Below are 18,377 nucleotides of genomic sequence, written 5' to 3' on the forward strand. Positions count from 1 at the left end.
GAAATGAATGAGCCATTAAAGTACTTTATCGAAAGCAACATACCACAAATCGAAGAAACGATGTTTGCACTTGTTTCAAAAATTGATGCTCCAGTAGATTTAAAGGACTCCATGCTATATTCATTAAAGGCAGGCGGTAAACGCATTCGACCACTTTTTGTATTAGCTGTCCTGGAGCTTTATCAAAAAAAATTACAGGATGGTTTAATTGTAGGATCTGTCATTGAAATCATTCATACGTATTCGTTAATCCATGATGACTTACCAAGCATGGATAATGATGATTTTAGAAGAGGCAAGCCAACAAACCACAAAGTTTATGGAGAAGCACTTGCAACACTGGCGGGAGATGCATTAAACACATTGGCGTTTGGTATTTTAGCCCGTATGGAAGTAACGGCTGAAAAGCGGATCGAGCTTGTTCAATTGTTAAGCGTTGCCGCAGGTGCTGAGGGCATGGTTGGTGGTCAAGTACTGGATATGGAAGGTGAGCAGCGTCAGCTTGATTTAACTGAACTGGAGCAAGTCCATGTTAATAAAACCGGTGCTTTATTAAGATTTAGTATTGAAGCGGGAGCCGTATTAGCAGACGCATCTAAACAAGACCGTGCTACATTGAAGGAATATGCCCATCACATCGGCCTAGCTTTCCAAATCCAAGACGATATTTTAGATATCGAAGGAACAACAGAGGAACTAGGAAAAACGGCTGGGAAAGATGTAGCTAGTGATAAGAGTACTTACCCAGCACTTTTAACGCTAAATGGAGCGAAAGAAAAGCTTGCTGAGCATTATCAACATGCTATTAATGCACTCGATCAATTACCAATAGATGCTAGCTTATTACGAGACTTTGCGGCATATATTGTTCATCGTAAAAACTGAGAGAAAATCAAGGCATTGAAGGAAAAGAATATGCTAGAATAGGTGGGAACGTTTACAAATTGTAAACAATGAAGTGCTCGTACTTTTAGCATATTGATAACACTGCTATAATAGTGAAAACAAATGCGGTGAATATTTTATTGAAAAGGTGTGTGAGAAAGGTGGATTTAAATAAAATAACTAGTCCATCCTTTTTAAAAAACTTAAATAAGAAGGAGCTTGAGCAGGTAGCGCAAGAAATTCGTACCTTCTTAATCGAAAAATGTTCTGTCACAGGTGGACATATCGGCCCGAATTTAGGAGTAGTCGAGCTTACGATCATGTTGCATAAAATGTTTGACAGTCCAAAAGATAAGTTTTTGTGGGATGTTGGCCACCAAGCTTACGTGCATAAAATTTTAACAGGTCGTGCGAGTCAATTTGACACACTACGTCAGTTCAAAGGGCTTTGTGGATTTCCAAAGCGCGTGGAGAGTGAACATGATGAATGGGAAACAGGTCATAGCTCGACTTCCTTATCAGCAGCCATGGGTATGGCAGCAGCACGTGATATTAAAAAAGAACATAACTATGTAATTCCTATTATTGGGGATGGCGCTTTAACTGGCGGTATGGCGCTTGAAGCGTTAAATCATATCGGTCATGCGAAAACGAATATGATTGTTATCCTAAATGATAATGAAATGTCCATTGCTCCAAACGTTGGTGCGCTTCACAGTGTTTTAGGTCGTTTGCGTACTGCCAAGGAGTATTCAAAAGCCAAAGAAGAGCTAGAATCACTTATTAATAAAATTCCGGTATTAGGTGGGAAGCTTGCTTCTACCGCGGAACGACTTAAGGACAGCTTAAAATATTTAGTGGTGTCAGGTGTCTTTTTTGAGGAATTAGGCTTTAAATATCTTGGTCCTATTGATGGTCATGATTTTGAAGCATTGGAAATGACATTATCCCATGCCAAAAAAGTGAAGGGGCCAGTCCTTGTTCACGTAATTACGAAAAAAGGAAAGGGCTATAAACCTGCTGAAGACGATACGATCGGTAATTGGCATGGAACAGGTCCTTATAAAATTGAAAATGGTGCCTTTGTGAAGTCAGAGACTAAAGGACCAGCATGGAGTAGTTTAATTGCAGAAACTGTTCGTAAAATTGCTCATGAAGATGAGCGAGTCGTGACGATCACACCTGCTATGCCTGTCGGGTCAAAATTACAGGGTATTCAACAAGACTTTCCAAATCGTTTCTTCGATGTGGGGATTGCCGAGCAACATGCAGCAACAATGGCAGCGGGTTTAGCTACACAAAATATGAAGCCGTTTTTAGCGATTTATTCAACATTCCTACAACGTGCTTATGACCAAGTGTTGCATGATATTGCGCGTCCTAATTTAAATGTCTTTATCGGTATTGATCGTGCTGGTTTAGTTGGGGCAGATGGTGAAACGCATCAGGGCGTATTTGATATCGCTTTCCTACGTCATATTCCAAATATGACGATTATGATGCCTAAGGATGAAAATGAAGGGCAACATATGGTTAAAACAGCTATTGAGTACGATGGTGGTCCAATTGCACTACGTTACCCACGTGGTAATGGGATTGGCGTTCCACTAGATGATGAGCTTGTCGCATTACCAATTGGTAGCTGGGAAGTTTTACGAGAAGGAAAAGATGGTTCCATTTTGACATTTGGCACAACGATTCCGATGGCCATGCAAGCAGCAGATATGTTAGCGCAGCAAGGGATTGATATCGAGGTGGTCAATGCACGCTTTATCAAACCAATGGATGAGGATATGCTACACCGAATTTTATCCAATCATAAACCGATATTAACCATCGAAGAAGCTGTCCTAAAAGGCGGATTTGGTAGCGGAGTATTAGAATTTGCTCACGACCATGGCTATCTCAATGCAATTGTTGATCGAATGGGTATTCCAGATCAATATATCGAACATGGTAACGTTGATCAACTGCTCGAAGAAATTCATATGACAGCAGAGGATGCAGCAGCACGTATGCAAGTATTACTTCAACAAAAACAGCAAGTAGGTTTAAATAAATAATGACAAAACAACCAAAAGAACGAGTGGATATTTTACTTGTAGAGCGTGGATTATGTGAAACAAGAGAAAAAGCAAAACGTTCCATTATGGCGGGACTTGTTTTTTCAAATGAAATACGAATCGATAAAGCAGGAGAAAAAATTGCTATCGATGCGCCTCTACAAGTAAAAGGTTCCGATTTAAAATATGTTAGTCGTGGTGGTCTGAAGCTAGAAAAGGCCCTACAAATTTTTGATATGTCTGTAGAAGGGAAGCTAATGCTTGACATTGGCTCCTCTACAGGTGGGTTTACAGATTGTGCATTGCAACATGGCGCAAGACATGGCTATGCACTGGATGTGGGATCCAATCAATTAGCGTGGAAAATTCGGTCAGATGAACGTGTTACCGTCATGGAAAAAACTAATTTCCGTTATACTACGGCAGCAGATTTATCTGAAGGATTACCTGATTTTGCTACAATAGATGTTAGTTTTATTTCTTTATCATTAATTTTACCGGTGTTAAAAACAGTATTGCTACCAGGTGGCGATGTGATGGCATTGGTGAAACCGCAGTTTGAGGCGGGAAAAGATAAAGTTGGAAAAAAAGGTATCGTTCGTGATAAAAAAGTCCATCTCGAAGTATTAGAAAAAACAGCGGCAATGGCCACAGAAATTGGATTTGTTGTAAAGGATGCTTCTTATTCCCCGATAACAGGTGGGGAAGGAAATATTGAATTTTTATTCCATTTAGTGAATCCTATTGGAGAAGAAGACATTCCTGCATATACAGCTTTTAATGCACTCGTTGAAGAAGCGCATAATTCTTTAAAATAACACGTGCTCGCTTATAGAGCCGTGTTTTTTCTTGTGCTTTTTTGTTGAAAATGGTAGTGTGATTATACACATATTTAATTATTTATTAGAGGTGGCTACGATGAATAAAGGACAAAGACATATACGAATTCGGGATATTATTGCGAATCATGAAATTGAAACACAAGATGATTTAGTCGATTTCCTAAAAGATGCAGGCTATAATGTGACACAAGCTACGGTATCAAGAGATATTAAAGAACTACATTTGGTGAAAGTACCATTACAGGACGGTCGCTATAAGTATAGCTTACCCGCTGATCAACGATTTAACCCAGTGCAAAAATTACATCGCGCATTAGCGGATGCCTTTATAAGCATTGATGGAGCATCGCATTTTTTAGTCATGAAAGCTCTTCCAGGTAATGCGAATGCGATTGCATCCTTACTAGACCATTTAGATTGGCCAGAAATTTTAGGTACAATTTCTGGAGACGATACCATTTTAATTATTTGTCGAAATGAAAATGAGCGGGAAAATACTAAAAATCGCTTACTAGACATGCTTTAAAAAATGGGGAAATGGATTCAGAGGTGACAATTTGTGTTAAGAGAGCTTAGTATTCGAAACTTTGCTATCATTGAGGATTTGACTGTGAGTTTTTCAGAAGGTTTGACTGTACTAACGGGGGAAACTGGTGCTGGTAAATCTATTATCATTGATGCTGTTCATTTACTTGCTGGTGGACGGGGAAATACTGAATTTATTCGTCATGGGGCAAGAAAGGCTGAATTAGGTGGCTTATTTCAAATTTCGAATTCCACGCATCCTGTGCTGAAAAAATTAGAAGAAGCAGGCATTGAGATTGAAGAAGAGACAGTTATTTTACGTCGTGATTTAAATGATTCTGGGAAAAGTATTTGCCGTGTAAATGGTAAACTTGTGCCATTATCAGTACTGAGAGAAATTGGTGGGAGTCTCATTGATATTCATGGCCAACATGAAAACCAAGAGCTGATGGATGAAAAACAGCATATCAATTTACTCGACCAGTTTGCAGAAGAGCAGCTGCTACCTATTCAAAAAACATACAGCGAACAATATGAAGAATATCGATTGCTGAAAAAGGACTTAGCCTCGATTTCCATCGATGAACAATTAATGGCACAACGCATTGATTTGTATCAATTCCAAATAAAAGAGCTAGAAGAAGCCAATTTAAGGCTAGGTGAGGAAGATGAACTTCATGATGAACGCCGTCGTCTCATGAATTATAATAAAATTTTTGAACGTTCTAGTGCTGCCTATGAGGCCATTCAGGGAGAATCAAAAGGTCTTGATTGGATTGGGAATGCAATGGGTGCTTTGGATGATGCAGCAACAGTTGACGAGCAATTTAAAGAAGCTTCTGAGGCAGTGACATCGGCTTTTTATGCGCTACAAGATGCGGCTTATCAGGTCAAAAATGTATTAGATGAATTGGAGTTTGATCCAGCGCGTTTAAATGAGGTAGAACAACGATTAGCACTATTCCAAAATTTAAAACGCAAATATGGTTCGACTGTGGAGGACATTTTAGCGTATTTTGAAAAAATAAAAATAGAGTTAAATGAACTGCTAAATCGCGATGAAATTTTGCAGGTGAAAGAACAAAGAGTGCTTGAAATGGAATCGGTTCTTAATGAGCTTGCTACAGAACTTTCAATTGTGCGTAAAGCTGCTGCCCAACAGTTAAGTGAAGCCATTATGGCAGAGTTACGGGAATTACATATGGAAAAAGCTAAATTTATTGTCAATTTTGAAGAATTACCATATTTCGATGCAAATGGAAAAGATCAAATTATTTTTTATATTTCTACCAATGTTGGAGAACCGCCAAAGTCCTTACCGAAAATTGCCTCGGGAGGAGAATTATCACGAATGATGCTGGCGCTGAAAACTATTTTCTCTTCTTCTAATGGTATCACATCCATCATTTTTGATGAAGTGGACACAGGAGTTAGTGGAAGAGTGGCACAAGCCATTGCAGAAAAAATTGCTGCGGTATCCATTAATTCTCAAGTGCTATGTATTTCACATTTACCTCAAGTAGCTGCGATGGCTGATCATCATTACTTCATTAAGAAAGAAGTCGAGCATGATCGAACATTTACGTCTTTATCAGAAATTGATCAAAAGGCACGAATTGAAGAAGTCAGCCGTATGATGTCTGGAACAGAAATTACGGCTTTAACACTACAGCATGCAACGGAGTTATTAACAATGGCAGAAGAGCGTAAAAAACAAATGCGTTAACCATATACCAGAAACAGTTAAACCTGTTTCTGGTTTTTTTCTTTTTGCACAAATATTTACCGCTTATAAGAACGCCACAACAACACATAGTAAAAAGACAAAAATGAAAAGGAGGTGTCGTATGAATCGTCGTTGGCGTCAATTAGTCATTTTGCCTATGCTCATCTTTTTGTTAGTGATGCCTATACAAGCTTTAGCCGCCAAAAAGCTTATACCGATGGGTGAAGCCATTGGAATCCAACTTCAATTATCACATGTGTTCGTAGCGCATGATGTACTGTTAGCTTCCAATCAGTGGATGAAAGGTGGCGCAGTGATTGAAAAAATTAATGATATACCTGTAAAATCGCTGGCAGACGCCAAACAAGCTATGGCTAAAGAAGGCCAACAGAAATGGACGATCAATAATGACGGAAAACAAGTTACACTCGAATTACAAAATCAAGAAGCAGAGCATATCATATCCTTCTTAAAAGATGAAACAGATGGAGTAGGAACACTGACTTATATTGATCCAGAGACAAAAAACTATGGTGCACTAGGTCATCAAATTGTTGATTCAACCCTACAAGAGGCCCCTGTATTTAGAGCTGGCTCCATTTTTTTAGCTTCAATTCAACAAATCCGTAAAAGTACGCCTGGCCAACCAGGTTACAAAATTTCCTCCATTGAAAAACATCAGGAACGACTGGGTAGTATAGATAAAAATACTGTTTATGGAATTTTTGGCCGTTGGGAAGAAGGCTATCCACAAAGATTACCCAAAGCGATTGAAATTATGCATGAAAAAGATATAAAAACGGGGAAAGCGGAAATATATACAGCCATTGAAGGCCGAAAAGTCGAAACTTTTTCCATTGAAATAACAAAAGTTGAAAATGAACGACTTGAATTTATAGTTTCTGACGAAAAGCTCATTGAAAAAACTGGTGGAATTTTGCAAGGGATGAGTGGCAGTCCTATCATTCAAGACGGTCGATTTGTCGGTGCTGTAACACATATGTTTGTGGAGGAGCCGAAAAAGGGAGCAGCTCTAACAGTAGCTGAAATGCTAAGAAAGTCTTCTTAAAAAGTGGGATGGCATTTGGTAAAAATCCGCATTTTCCGCAGGCAGAACAGGTGCCCGCTGGAAACTTGCGGGTTTTTATCTTTATGTTAAAAACACTTTGAATTCAACAAGTATTTCTAATAATAACCGAAAGGAGTCATGATATTTAAAAAAACTGTAGTTTTATCTTATTTTTTATCTAAAATAGGTAATAAGAGTGTTTCGACAGTTTGCCAATATTTAGCACAACTTGTCGATATTAAAAGAAAGTATCGGACTACATACTCATTTTTGGAAATGAAAAAGGTTTTTAAACAAAAATGTCGAAAATTCCACAGTGTGCCAAAAACGGCATTTAGGGGTTAGGTTAACGCTTTGGAGTGTTCAAAGCAAGTCCAGAAGGAGGAATTGAAATGACAAAGGTAAAAGTAGCGATTGCAGATGATAATCGTGAGTTATTAAAAACAATGGAGCAATATTTCCAGGGGCATGCCGAAATAGAAATTATTGCTACGGCTTCAAACGGGAAAGTTTGTCTACAAATGCTTGAGGAATTTACACCTGATGTTTTACTTCTAGATATAATCATGCCTCATCTTGACGGTTTAGCTGTTTTAGAATCGATGTATCAAAATGAGAAAATGTCATCAGTCCAAGTAATTATGTTAACTGCTTTTGGCCAAGAAGATGTCATGAAGCAGGCTGTAGATCTAGGGGCATCTTATTTCATGCTAAAGCCATTTGAATTTGATCAATTAGTGCAGAAGATTTTACATTGTGCTGGACAGAAGGCGACACTTCCTAAAAAGACAAGCGTTTTACAACCTACCGTCCCTCAAAAATTAAATCAGCATCAATTAGACAGCACGATTACAGCTATCATTAAAGAAATCGGTGTACCTGCACATATTAAAGGGTATTCCTATTTGCGTGAAGCCATTCAAATGGTATTTGAGGATATTGAATTATTAGGATCTGTGACAAAGATTTTATATCCAGAAATCGCGAAAAAATTCAATACGACACCATCACGCGTTGAACGCGCAATTCGTCATGCTATCGAAGTTGCATGGAATCGTGGTAATTATGAATCCATTTCGTCGATGTTTGGCTACACGGTGCATCACTTGAAATCCAAGCCGACAAATAGTGAATTCATTGCTATGATTGCAGACAAAATCCGCATCGACATGATGGCTAGCTAAACTTAAAATTTTTAGCAATAAACGATAGAAAAACTGATATAGCAATTATACCTCGAGTTTTTATAACGCCATTTTTAGACAGTGTGACCACTGTTTAGAAAGGCGTATTTTTTTGATGGGTATCTATTATCTTATGAGCGATGATACTGATAAAATCGAGTACTGCATGGTAATAAAATTAGAAGCAGGTGATCAAAATGAAAAGTGTCAACTTTCAATTAGATGGAATGGACTCATTAGAAATTACACAACTAGAGGAACATTTATTTGAAGTCCGACTCGTATTAGACGGTAAAATAAGTATGCAATATATGAGTAAGGAGGAATTGGGACAGCTTGGTGCGACCTTTCAAATTGGAAATATAAAGAGCTATCTTGAATAAAGAGCCTTAATATCCGATAATTTTATAGTTCTAAAGAACCTTTATTATTTAATTTTTATGACGATCCTATCCTATAATATATAGAGTAGGAATACTGTTTGTTCAAATTATCCTAATAGAATAACCTTCTATTTAAGGGTAATTTTATTAAGAAACTTAAATGATAAACATTTTTTTAGTATTATACACCTATTTATATTTATTGGAAATAAAAAATAGTTGGATGTTTTAATGATTAAGTAGTACTATTTTCTTTCTCGTTAGTGACAATGGTCTCTAAACAAATGTAAGTGGATTGTATATACTTACATATAGAGGGAAGGAGGAGGTAGCTTGATTCTAGTTCGAAATGAAAACTTCGAAATTTCTGAAGAGAATGGCAAGGTATTTATGCTTACTTTTAGTGCCGGATTTCCATTAAAAGAATTTGATAGCATACTACGTAGTCATCCGCGACTTAAATTATCTAATTTTTCAATTTTAAAAAATGTGCTGTCAACTCAAAACACAAGTCCAGTAGAAATTGGACGCTGGCTTCCAAATATAGAAGCTGAAATTGCCCGTGATAAAATGTCAGCCTCTATTTTTATCTATGAAACAAACGAATATATGGCAAATCATAAAGAAAAGCTAACACAGCAAGTACAAGAAACACTTGCGGAAAATGAAATAGTGCATGGAATATTAGATTTTGATATTTCGAAGGCTGAACCAGGAAAAGCATTTTTAATTGCACAGGGGCAACCACCTATAGCAGGCACGGATGCACAAATTACATACTTACCTAAACCGGAGCGAAAACCGGTTATTCGTGATGATGGAAAAGCGGATTACTTTGATATGAATTTTATCTCAGAAATTTCAGAAGGCTCATGGCTAGGTGAAAAGATTCCTGCTACATTAGGTAAACCAGGGAAAAATGTGCTAGGTGAGGTAGTGGCTGCCGCACCAGGACGAGATTTTCCTATTCGATATGATACAAAATCAGCATATGAAGTGGAAGAGGACGGGAAAATTGTGATCCGCTCGAAAATTGCTGGTGTTCTAGATGATGTGAAAGGTATGATTGGTGTAAACAGACACCTACCTATTAACGGTGATGTGGGTGTTGAAACAGGAAATCTAGAATTTAATGGTTCTCTTAGTATTAAAGGAACAGTAACAAATGGCTATACGGTTATTGCAACTGGCGATATTTCTATTGATGGTGCTGAAGGTGTAAGCGGTGCCAAACTAATTAAATCCATTGAAGGCGATGTTTATATTCGCGGTGGCATTTTTGGTCTAGGCTCAACAGTTGTGGAAGCGGGTGGCAATATTTTTGTCAAACATGTTAACGAAGCAAATTTATTTGCGGCGGATAGTATCCATATAGGCTTCTATGCATTAGGTTCACAACTTTCCGCTCATTCTATTTTCGTGGACGAACGAAAAGGTAAAATTATTGGAGGACGTGCCGTAGCTAAAAATACGATTGTCACTGCCATATCAGGTAACCGATTGGAACGTCGAACGGATTTGATTATTGAAAGTGTCAATAAACAAGAGAATAATTCGATGATGCAGGAAAAAGCTGTTCAGCTTAAAGAGTTACAATCAGAAATTGCAGCCCATGAGTCCAAAATGAAAAGCTTATTACCATTCCTCAATCAAATGTCTAAAGAACAAACCGCGTCTTTTGAAGAGACCAAGCAGGCTTTAACAAAATTAAAGGCAGAAGCTGTTACATTAGATCGTGAAATTAAACTGATAATGGACGAAATGCGTCATATTGGAAAAGAAGAGATTATTGTCACAAAGGAAGCGCATCCAGGAACATATATTCAAATTGGTAAAAAATCATCTTTATTAAGCAAAATGACCAATGGGAAATTTCTGCTAGAGTTTGGTGAGTTAAATGTCTAATTCGTCCTATATTCCAGTGTTTGCACATCGAGGGGCTTCGGCCTATGCGCTTGAAAATACCTTTAAAGCTTTCGAAAAGGCATTGGAGTTGGGGGCTGATGGCATTGAGTTAGACATTCAATTTTCAAAAGAGGGATGTCCAATTGTGTACCATGATCCACAATTGTCAAGATTAGTAGGTATCAATAAACTGGTGAGTGATTGTACGATGGAAGAGTTATTGCGTTTTAAACTCGGAAAGCCTTGGAGGCGTCTTTTTTCATCGGCTAAAATGCCAGCATTTGATGCAGTTTTAGCATGGGCTAAAACAAATAAGCTCCCTTTAAATATTGAATTAAAATCAACCATTCTAGACAATCAAAATGGGCTAAAAGATTTTCTTCAAGGGCTCTCATTACCAACAGGAAGCCACTTCTCATCATTCCATTATGAATTACTGGAAATAGTGAAAAAACATAGGCCCGAATTTGAAACTGCTCTTATAGCCACGAAAAAATTAAAATGGGATTTGTTAGCTGATTACAAAGCGGCTGATACTGTTCATATGCATAAACGGTACTACAAGCCAAGATATTTAGAGGCATGCGTTACAAGCGGCAAAGCCTGTCGTTTTTATGCCATTGATGGTAATGAACCGTTCTTAACGAATCCGCACCATGCTGTGTTAGGTTGGATTACGGATTATCCTGATAAAGTCATCACTACACAGCAGCGAGTATAAAAATAGCTATCCATTAAGTCCATGTGACTTATTTGGATAGCTATTTTTATTTTTTTTGGAAGCGAGGTGCTACTTTTCCATTTTTGCGGTCACGATGTAGTAAAAATCCTGCGAAAAAGCCGAAGCCTATCACAAAGAAAATAACACCCACTACAAATTGTAGCCATAAAAATGGGAAAGGCGAAAGAAGCTTTCCAAATAATGTATCACGCATAAATTTAATGCCGCCTGCAGCCATAAGACCAGGAATAAGCATTACAATAAATGCAGCTAAACGGGCCATGTATACCCCTCCTTATTCCTATGATTAATTGTACCTGTGGATGGGGGAATGTCAAGAAAGGGGAGGAATCAATATAATATTTATTCCTCAAAGCTAGGCAGGGCATAAAGTGGTTTTTGTTACTGAATGTTTAGAAAATTCTTACTTAAATAAGAATGTGTAATAATAGTTGCGAAATTGTGAATTTGTCAGTATTGTAAAAATAAGTGGAGCAATATTATCCATTACTAAACAATTTTTTTCTTCCTGTATAAGGGTCTAAACACCTACTGTAAAATGGGGCTCAGTTTTTTGCTGAGAAGAGGACAATAAGGGAAAGAATTGTTAGATAAAACTTGATTGGGACGGGCATTTGGGGATGCACTTTCCAAAGCAAAGGGGCGAGTTTCATGGAAATCTTCAAGTATATGGAAAAGTATGATTATGAACAATTGGTATTTTGCCAAGATGAAGCATCAGGGTTAAAAGCGGTTATCGCTATCCATGACACAACACTTGGACCAGCATTAGGCGGTGCACGTATGTGGACATATGCTTCAGAGGAAAATGCAGTGGAAGACGCATTGCGTTTAGCACGAGGCATGACTTACAAAAATGCGGCAGCTGGTTTAAACCTTGGCGGTGGAAAAACGGTCATTATCGGTGACCCATTTAAAGATAAAAACGAAGAAATGTTCCGTGCATTAGGTCGTTTCATCCAAGGCTTAAATGGCCGTTATATTACTGCAGAAGACGTAGGTACAACGGTAACAGATATGGATTTAATCCATGAGGAAACAGATTATGTAACAGGAATTTCACCTGCATTCGGTTCATCAGGGAACCCATCTCCAGTAACGGCGTATGGTGTTTATCGCGGTATGAAAGCGGCTGCAAAAGAAGCATTCGGTTCAGAATCATTAGAGGGATTAAAAATTTCTGTACAAGGTCTAGGAAATGTAGCTTACAAGCTTTGTGAGTATTTACATAATGAAGGGGCAAAACTTGTTGTAACAGATATCAATCAGGCAGCAATTGATCGAGTTGTAAATGACTTTGACGCAATTGCAGTAGCTCCAGATGAAATCTACGCGCAAGAAGTTGATATTTTCTCACCTTGTGCTTTAGGTGCAATATTAAATGATGAAACAATTCCACAACTAAAAGCAAAAGTAATTGCTGGATCTGCTAATAACCAGTTAAAAGATTCACGTCATGGTGATTACCTACATGAATTAGGGATTGTCTATGCACCAGACTATGTGATTAATGCTGGTGGCGTTATTAACGTTGCGGATGAATTATATGGCTATAATCGTGAACGTGCTCTGAAACGCGTTGACGGTATTTATGATAGTATTGAAAAGATCTTTGCTATTTCAAAACGAGATGGCATTCCAACATATGTGGCAGCGAATCGTTTAGCTGAAGAACGCATTGCGCGTGTGGCGAAATCTCGCAGCCAATTCTTAAAAAATGAAAAAAATATTTTACACGGTCGCTAATATACAAGGTTTGAAAATTTGGAGAAGTCGCATTGTCGACTTCTTCTAATTTTACCAACAAATAAGAGCATCGTTGTAGTAAAGCTAAAGTTCTTCTTAAGCAAGAATAGACCGTAAGCTAATTGATAGGGTGCTTGTTTAATAGATAGAATACTTTAGCACTTTTCTCAAAAGGGGGAATAAACATGGCTCAAAATTATGATGTTGTCATTTTAGGTGGAGGTACAGGCGGTTACGTTGCGGCCATCCGAGCTGCACAACTAGGCTTGAAAACAGCTATTGTAGAGCGGGAGCGTTTAGGCGGAACATGCTTGCATAAAGGTTGTATTCCAAGTAAAGCCTTACTTCGAAGTGCAGAAGTATATCGAATGGCTAATAAAACAGCTAGTGAATATGGTGTCGATATTGAAGGTGTAACACTGCAATTTGACAAAGTTCAAGCTAGGAAACAAGCAATCGTTGAGCAATTAAGCCAAGGTGTGAATACACTGATGAAAAAAGGTAAAATAGATGTTTATCATGGTACAGGACGAATTTTAGGTCCCTCTATTTTCTCACCAATGCCAGGAACGATCTCGGTTGAAATGTCTAATGGGGAAGAAAATGAAATGCTTGTACCGACGAATGTTGTCATTGCAACTGGCTCAAAGCCGCGAGGTATGGCTGGATTAACAGTTGATGGTCAATATGTGATGAATTCAGATCATGCGTTGGAGCTTGATCATTTACCGAAATCATTGTTAATCGTTGGCGGTGGTGTCATTGGTATTGAGTGGGCATCTATGCTTTGCGATTTTGGCGTAAATGTAACAGTGGTAGAATACGGACCAACTATCTTACCTGCAGAAGATGCAGATATCGTAAAAGAAGTAACAAAGCAGCTTGAAAAGCGTGGAGTTCGCATTGTGACAAATGCCCGTTTAGAGGCAGATACATTCAAAATAGAAAATGATAACGTTTTCATTTCTGCCAAAGTGAATGATCAGGAAGAAATCTTTGACGCTGATAAACTTTTACTTTGTGTAGGACGTGAAGCCAACACGCAAGATATTGGTTTGGAAAATACAGAAATCGAAGTGGAAAATGGCTTCATTAAAGTGAATGATTCTTATCAAACGAAGGAATCACATATGTATGCCATTGGAGATGTGATTGGTGGCTTACAGTTAGCACATGTTGCTTCTCATGAAGGACTGTCAGCGATCGAGCATATTGCGACAGGTAAAACCGAGCATTTAAATGATCTGAACGTACCAAAATGCGTTTATTCATATCCGGAAGTTGCTAGCATCGGTTTAACAGAGGTTGCTGCCAAAGAGCGAGGCCTTTCATTAAAGATTGGTAAATTCCCGTTCAAGGCAATTGGTAAGGCATTGGTAAATGGAGAAGCAGAAGGTTTTGTAAAAATTATTGCTGATGAAGAAACAGATGATATTTTGGGTATTCATATGGTAGGGCCGCACGTGACAGATTTAATTGGAGAAGCATCTTTAGCTAAATTATTGGATGCAACGCCATGGGAAATTAGTCAGGCAATCCATCCACATCCTTCATTAAATGAGGTATTAGTGGAATCAGCTTTAGCAGTTGATGGTCGTGCTATCCATTTTTAAATTTTTCTGAATTTCATAACTAACGTATCCAAATGTGGGGATATAGGATAAGATAGTTATTTCTCTATAATACGAAAGGGGTGTTCGTATGCAAGATGTTCAAATCAAACATGAAGATTTAGGTTTGTCAAATGAAGATGTACTTGCTATGTTCGAAACAATGTTAATGGCCAGAAGATTAGATGAGCGTATGTGGTTATTAAACCGTTCTGGTAAAATTCCGTTTGTTATTTCTTGTCAAGGTCAGGAGGCAGCACAAGTTGGGGCAGCCTTTGCACTAAATAAAGATAAAGATTATATTGCACCATATTATCGTGATATGGGTGTTGTTTTACACTTTGGTATGACACCAAGAGAGCTGATGTTATCTGCATTTGCAAAAGCGGAAGATCCAAACTCTGGTGGACGTCAAATGCCAGGGCATTTTGGTCAAAAGAAAAATCGTATTTTAACAGGATCTTCGCCTGTAACAACGCAGGTGCCGCACGCAGTTGGCGTAGCACTTGCAGGACGTCTACAAAAAGAGGATTTTGTTTCTTTCGTGACACTTGGTGAAGGTTCTTCTAACCAAGGAGATTTCCATGAAGGGGCAAACTTCGCAGGTGTTCATAAATTGCCAGTTATTATCATGGTAGAAAACAATCAATATGCGATCTCTGTACCCGTTGAACGCCAGTTAGGCTGCGCGAAGGTTTCTGATCGTGGAATTGGCTACGGTATGCCAGGTGTCACGGTTGATGGGAAATGCCCATTACAAGTTTACAAAGTGGTAAAAGAAGCAGCGGACCGTGCACGTAATGGAGAAGGCCCAAGCTTAATCGAAACAGTCACATATCGTTTAACAGCCCACTCTTCGGATGATGATGATCGTCAATATCGTACGGCTGAAGATATAGCAGAAGGTAAGGCAAAAGATCCGATTGTGTTATTCGAAAAGTATTTAACAGATGCTGGCGTCATGACTGAAAAAGTACGTACAGAAATTGAAGAACGTGTGATGGCAGAAGTGAATGAAGCGACTGATTATGCAGAAGCGGCTCCATATGCACAACCAGAGGATGCCATGAAATATGTTTATGCACCAGTGGACGGAGGTGACATGTAATGGCAGTTATGTCTTATATTGATGCGATTACATTAGCAATGAAAGAAGAAATGGAACGTGATGAGCGAGTTTTCATTTTAGGAGAAGATGTTGGCCGTAAGGGCGGTGTATTCAAAGCGACTAATGGTCTGTACGATCAATTCGGTGAGTACCGTGTACTAGATACGCCACTTGCAGAAAGTGCTATTGCAGGAGTTGGTATTGGGGCAGCGATGTATGGTATGCGTCCGATCGCAGAAATGCAATTTGCTGATTTCATTATGCCAGCTGTCAACCAAATCGTCTCTGAGGCAGCTAAAATCCGTTACCGTTCTAATAATGATTGGACTTGTCCAATGGTAATCCGTGCACCTTTTGGTGGAGGAATTCATGGGGCACTTTATCATTCTCAATCCGTTGAAGCCCTTTTTGCGGGTACACCTGGTTTAAAAATAGTTATACCATCAACTCCGTATGATGCTAAAGGATTGCTGAAAGCAGCTATTCGTGATGAAGATCCAGTATTGTTCTTTGAACATAAACGTGCTTATCGATTAATTAAGGGTGAGGTACCGCTAGACGATTACACGTTACCAATCGGCAAGGCTGATGTGAAGCGTGAAGGGGATGATGTGACGGTCATTACCTATGGTTTAGCTGTACACTTTGCGCTACAAGCGGCAGAGCGTCTAGCTGCAGATGGTATTTCTGCGCATATACTTGACCTACGCACAGTTTATCCACTTGATAAGGAAGCAATAATTGAGGCAGCAAGTAAGACAGGAAAAGTATTACTTGTTACGGAGGATAATAAAGAAGGTAGTATCATGAGTGAAGTTGCCGCAATTATAGCGGAGCATTGTTTATTTGAGCTTGATGCACCAATTCAACGTCTAGCAGGACCTGATGTGCCAGCAATGCCATATGCACCAACTATGGAGAAATACTTTATGATTAATCCTGATAAAGTTGAACGTGCGATGAGAGAGCTTGCGGCATTTTAACATACCAAGCAAGGCTGATTGAAAAAATGAAAGCCTCAGACGGAAGAACAGATTTTGGCTTAGCCGTTTGAAAGTCAAAATCTGTCTATTTGCCTATCTTCGTTTATTAATTTAGCGCTGCATCAGGTACAATGTCGCCTAGGCTTAATTGATGGGAGGAATAAATGATGGCGGTTCAAAATATTACTATGCCACAGCTCGGCGAAAGTGTAACAGAAGGTACAATTGAAAAATGGCTTGTGAAGCCTGGTGATACAGTAAAAAAATATGATTCTTTAGCAGAAGTTGTGACAGATAAAGTAAATGCGGAAATTCCATCGTCGTTTGAAGGGGTTATTACGGAGCTAATTGCACAAGAAGGTCAAACATTACCAGTTGGTGCAGTCGTATGCTCGATTGAAATTGCAGGGGATAGTGAATTACCACCTCCACCTCCTGAGAAAAAATCTGCTGTAAGCACAGCGATTTTAAATGCAGGTGTTCAAAAGAAACAAGAGGCATCACAATCAGTTTCTACTCCTCCTTTAGCCGCTCCAAAAGAAGCGCGTAAGGACAAAGTGCGTTACTCACCTGCTGTCCTACGACTTGCACAGGAGCATGATATTGCACTCGAGCAAGTTACGGGAACGGGCGAGGGTGGTCGCATTACAAGAAAAGACTTGTTACAACTAATTGAAACGGGCGATATCCCAACTGCAACTAGTGCGGCACCTACGCCAGCAACGAGTCAAGCACCATTTGAACAGCCAGCTCCTGCACAAGCTCAGCATGCAGAAAAACCTGCCGCACCGGTACAACCTATTCAGCCGGGAGATATTGAAATTCCAGTGACGAAGGTCCGTCGTGCCATTGCTAATAATATGGTAAGAAGTGTTCATGAGGCTCCACATGCTTGGATGATGATGGAAGTAGACGTGACAGATTTAGTTGCTTATCGAGATAGCCTAAAAGGTGAATTTAAGCAAAAAGAAGGCTTTAACCTTACATATTTTGCCTTCTTTGTAAAAGCAGTGGCTCAAGCCTTGAAAGAATTCCCAATGATGAATTCGATGTGGGCTGAGGATAAAATTATTCAAAAGCATGACATCAATATTTCGATTGCAGTAGCGACGGATGATGCATTATTCGTGCCTGTTATAAAACACGCGGATGAAAAATCCATTAAAGGAATTGCTAGAGAAATTCATGAGCTTGCTAACAAGGTTAGAACTGGAAAATTAGCCATGGATGATATTAAAGGTGGTACATTTACCGTAAATAATACGGGAGCATTTGGCTCTATTCAATCAATGGGTATCATTAATTATCCACAAGCTGCTATCCTTCAAGTGGAAAGTATTGTCAAAAAACCAGTCGTTTTACCTGGTGGAATGTTTGCCGCTCGTGATATTGTGAATTTATGTTTATCATTAGATCATCGTGTGTTGGATGGACTAGTATGTGGTAAATTCCTAAATAGAGTAAAAGAAATACTCGAAAATACAAATAAATCTTCGACGTCAGTCTACTGATGACTTGTCGGAAACCTGCTGTATAAGGGTTTCCGATTTTTTTTATGCTTTCCGAGTCGCAATTTGTCATGTAGAATAACAAATAGAAACTACTA

Annotated in this window: 16 protein-coding genes; 15 read left to right on the forward strand and 1 reads right to left on the reverse strand. The window is 38.8% G+C overall.

Features of this window, described 5'->3' with window-relative positions; translation table 11 throughout:
• Positions 1-3 precede the first annotated feature (3 nt).
• From C9J29_RS11090 to C9J29_RS11140, 10 genes are all read left to right on the forward strand, one after another.
• Positions 4-885 carry a polyprenyl synthetase family protein gene (locus C9J29_RS11090; RefSeq protein WP_089986071.1) on the forward strand — a complete coding sequence of 294 codons (882 nt, stop codon included), beginning with the start codon at positions 4-6 and terminating at the stop codon, positions 883-885.
• A gap of 161 nt (positions 886-1,046) precedes the next feature.
• A complete protein-coding gene (gene dxs, locus C9J29_RS11095; RefSeq protein ID WP_043990667.1) occupies positions 1,047-2,948 on the forward strand; it encodes a 1-deoxy-D-xylulose-5-phosphate synthase in 1,902 nt (633 codons plus the stop codon).
• Entirely contained in the window at positions 2,948-3,766 is an 819-nt protein-coding gene (locus C9J29_RS11100) for a TlyA family RNA methyltransferase (RefSeq protein ID WP_008179905.1), read from the forward strand. The genes dxs and C9J29_RS11100 overlap by 1 nt, the downstream gene beginning before the upstream one ends.
• A 100-nt stretch (positions 3,767-3,866) precedes the next feature.
• Positions 3,867-4,316, forward strand: coding sequence for a transcriptional regulator AhrC/ArgR (ahrC, locus tag C9J29_RS11105; RefSeq protein ID WP_008179906.1), 450 nt, complete (start codon positions 3,867-3,869; stop codon positions 4,314-4,316).
• Between the two features lie 33 nt (positions 4,317-4,349).
• Positions 4,350-6,041: a DNA repair protein RecN gene (gene recN, locus C9J29_RS11110; protein WP_107922152.1), complete on the forward strand. Its 1,692-nt coding sequence runs from the start codon at positions 4,350-4,352 to the stop codon at positions 6,039-6,041.
• A 121-nt stretch (positions 6,042-6,162) separates the two neighbouring features.
• Positions 6,163-7,110, forward strand: a complete 948-nt coding sequence (locus C9J29_RS11115) for a SpoIVB peptidase S55 domain-containing protein (protein WP_008179909.1) — start codon at positions 6,163-6,165, stop codon at positions 7,108-7,110.
• Between the two features lie 392 nt (positions 7,111-7,502).
• Positions 7,503-8,294 (forward strand): sporulation transcription factor Spo0A, encoded by a 792-nt coding sequence (gene spo0A / locus C9J29_RS11125; RefSeq protein WP_008179911.1) that lies wholly within the window; start codon positions 7,503-7,505, stop codon positions 8,292-8,294.
• A gap of 197 nt (positions 8,295-8,491) precedes the next feature.
• A complete protein-coding gene (locus C9J29_RS11130; protein ID WP_008179914.1) occupies positions 8,492-8,677 on the forward strand; it encodes a hypothetical protein in 186 nt (61 codons plus the stop codon).
• 333 nt (positions 8,678-9,010) lie between these two features.
• On the forward strand, positions 9,011-10,582 hold the full coding sequence (locus C9J29_RS11135) for a DUF342 domain-containing protein (protein WP_008179917.1): 1,572 nt from the start codon (positions 9,011-9,013) through the stop codon (positions 10,580-10,582).
• On the forward strand, positions 10,575-11,303 hold the full coding sequence (locus tag C9J29_RS11140) for a glycerophosphodiester phosphodiesterase (protein ID WP_107922155.1): 729 nt from the start codon (positions 10,575-10,577) through the stop codon (positions 11,301-11,303). The genes C9J29_RS11135 and C9J29_RS11140 overlap by 8 nt, the downstream gene beginning before the upstream one ends.
• A gap of 46 nt (positions 11,304-11,349) precedes the next feature.
• Here C9J29_RS11140 and C9J29_RS11145 read toward each other — a convergent pair whose 3' ends face one another.
• Positions 11,350-11,586 carry a DUF2627 family protein gene (locus C9J29_RS11145; RefSeq protein ID WP_008179922.1) on the reverse strand — a complete coding sequence of 79 codons (237 nt, stop codon included), beginning with the start codon at positions 11,584-11,586 and terminating at the stop codon, positions 11,350-11,352.
• A gap of 389 nt (positions 11,587-11,975) precedes the next feature.
• On the opposite strand from C9J29_RS11145, the gene C9J29_RS11150 reads away from it, so the two are divergent.
• The 5 genes from C9J29_RS11150 (at position 11,976) to C9J29_RS11170 (ending at position 18,282) form a co-directional block, all read left to right on the forward strand.
• Entirely contained in the window at positions 11,976-13,070 is a 1,095-nt protein-coding gene (locus C9J29_RS11150; protein WP_089986068.1) for a Leu/Phe/Val dehydrogenase, read from the forward strand.
• 185 nt (positions 13,071-13,255) lie between these two features.
• Positions 13,256-14,683: a dihydrolipoyl dehydrogenase gene (lpdA, locus tag C9J29_RS11155; RefSeq protein WP_089986067.1), complete on the forward strand. Its 1,428-nt coding sequence runs from the start codon at positions 13,256-13,258 to the stop codon at positions 14,681-14,683.
• An 88-nt stretch (positions 14,684-14,771) separates the two neighbouring features.
• The gene (locus C9J29_RS11160) at positions 14,772-15,788 is read left to right on the forward strand and encodes a thiamine pyrophosphate-dependent dehydrogenase E1 component subunit alpha (RefSeq protein ID WP_008179928.1); all 1,017 of its coding nucleotides are present in this window, start codon (positions 14,772-14,774) and stop codon (positions 15,786-15,788) included.
• Positions 15,788-16,771 (forward strand): alpha-ketoacid dehydrogenase subunit beta, encoded by a 984-nt coding sequence (locus C9J29_RS11165; RefSeq protein WP_008179931.1) that lies wholly within the window; start codon positions 15,788-15,790, stop codon positions 16,769-16,771. The genes C9J29_RS11160 and C9J29_RS11165 overlap by 1 nt, the downstream gene beginning before the upstream one ends.
• A gap of 167 nt (positions 16,772-16,938) precedes the next feature.
• Positions 16,939-18,282 carry a dihydrolipoamide acetyltransferase family protein gene (locus tag C9J29_RS11170; RefSeq protein WP_107922156.1) on the forward strand — a complete coding sequence of 448 codons (1,344 nt, stop codon included), beginning with the start codon at positions 16,939-16,941 and terminating at the stop codon, positions 18,280-18,282.
• The last annotated feature ends 95 nt before the right edge of the window (positions 18,283-18,377 follow it).

The sequence above is a fragment of the Lysinibacillus fusiformis genome, assembly GCF_003049525.1.
In the GTDB taxonomy this organism is placed as follows: Bacteria; Bacillota; Bacilli; order Bacillales_A; family Planococcaceae; genus Lysinibacillus; species Lysinibacillus fusiformis.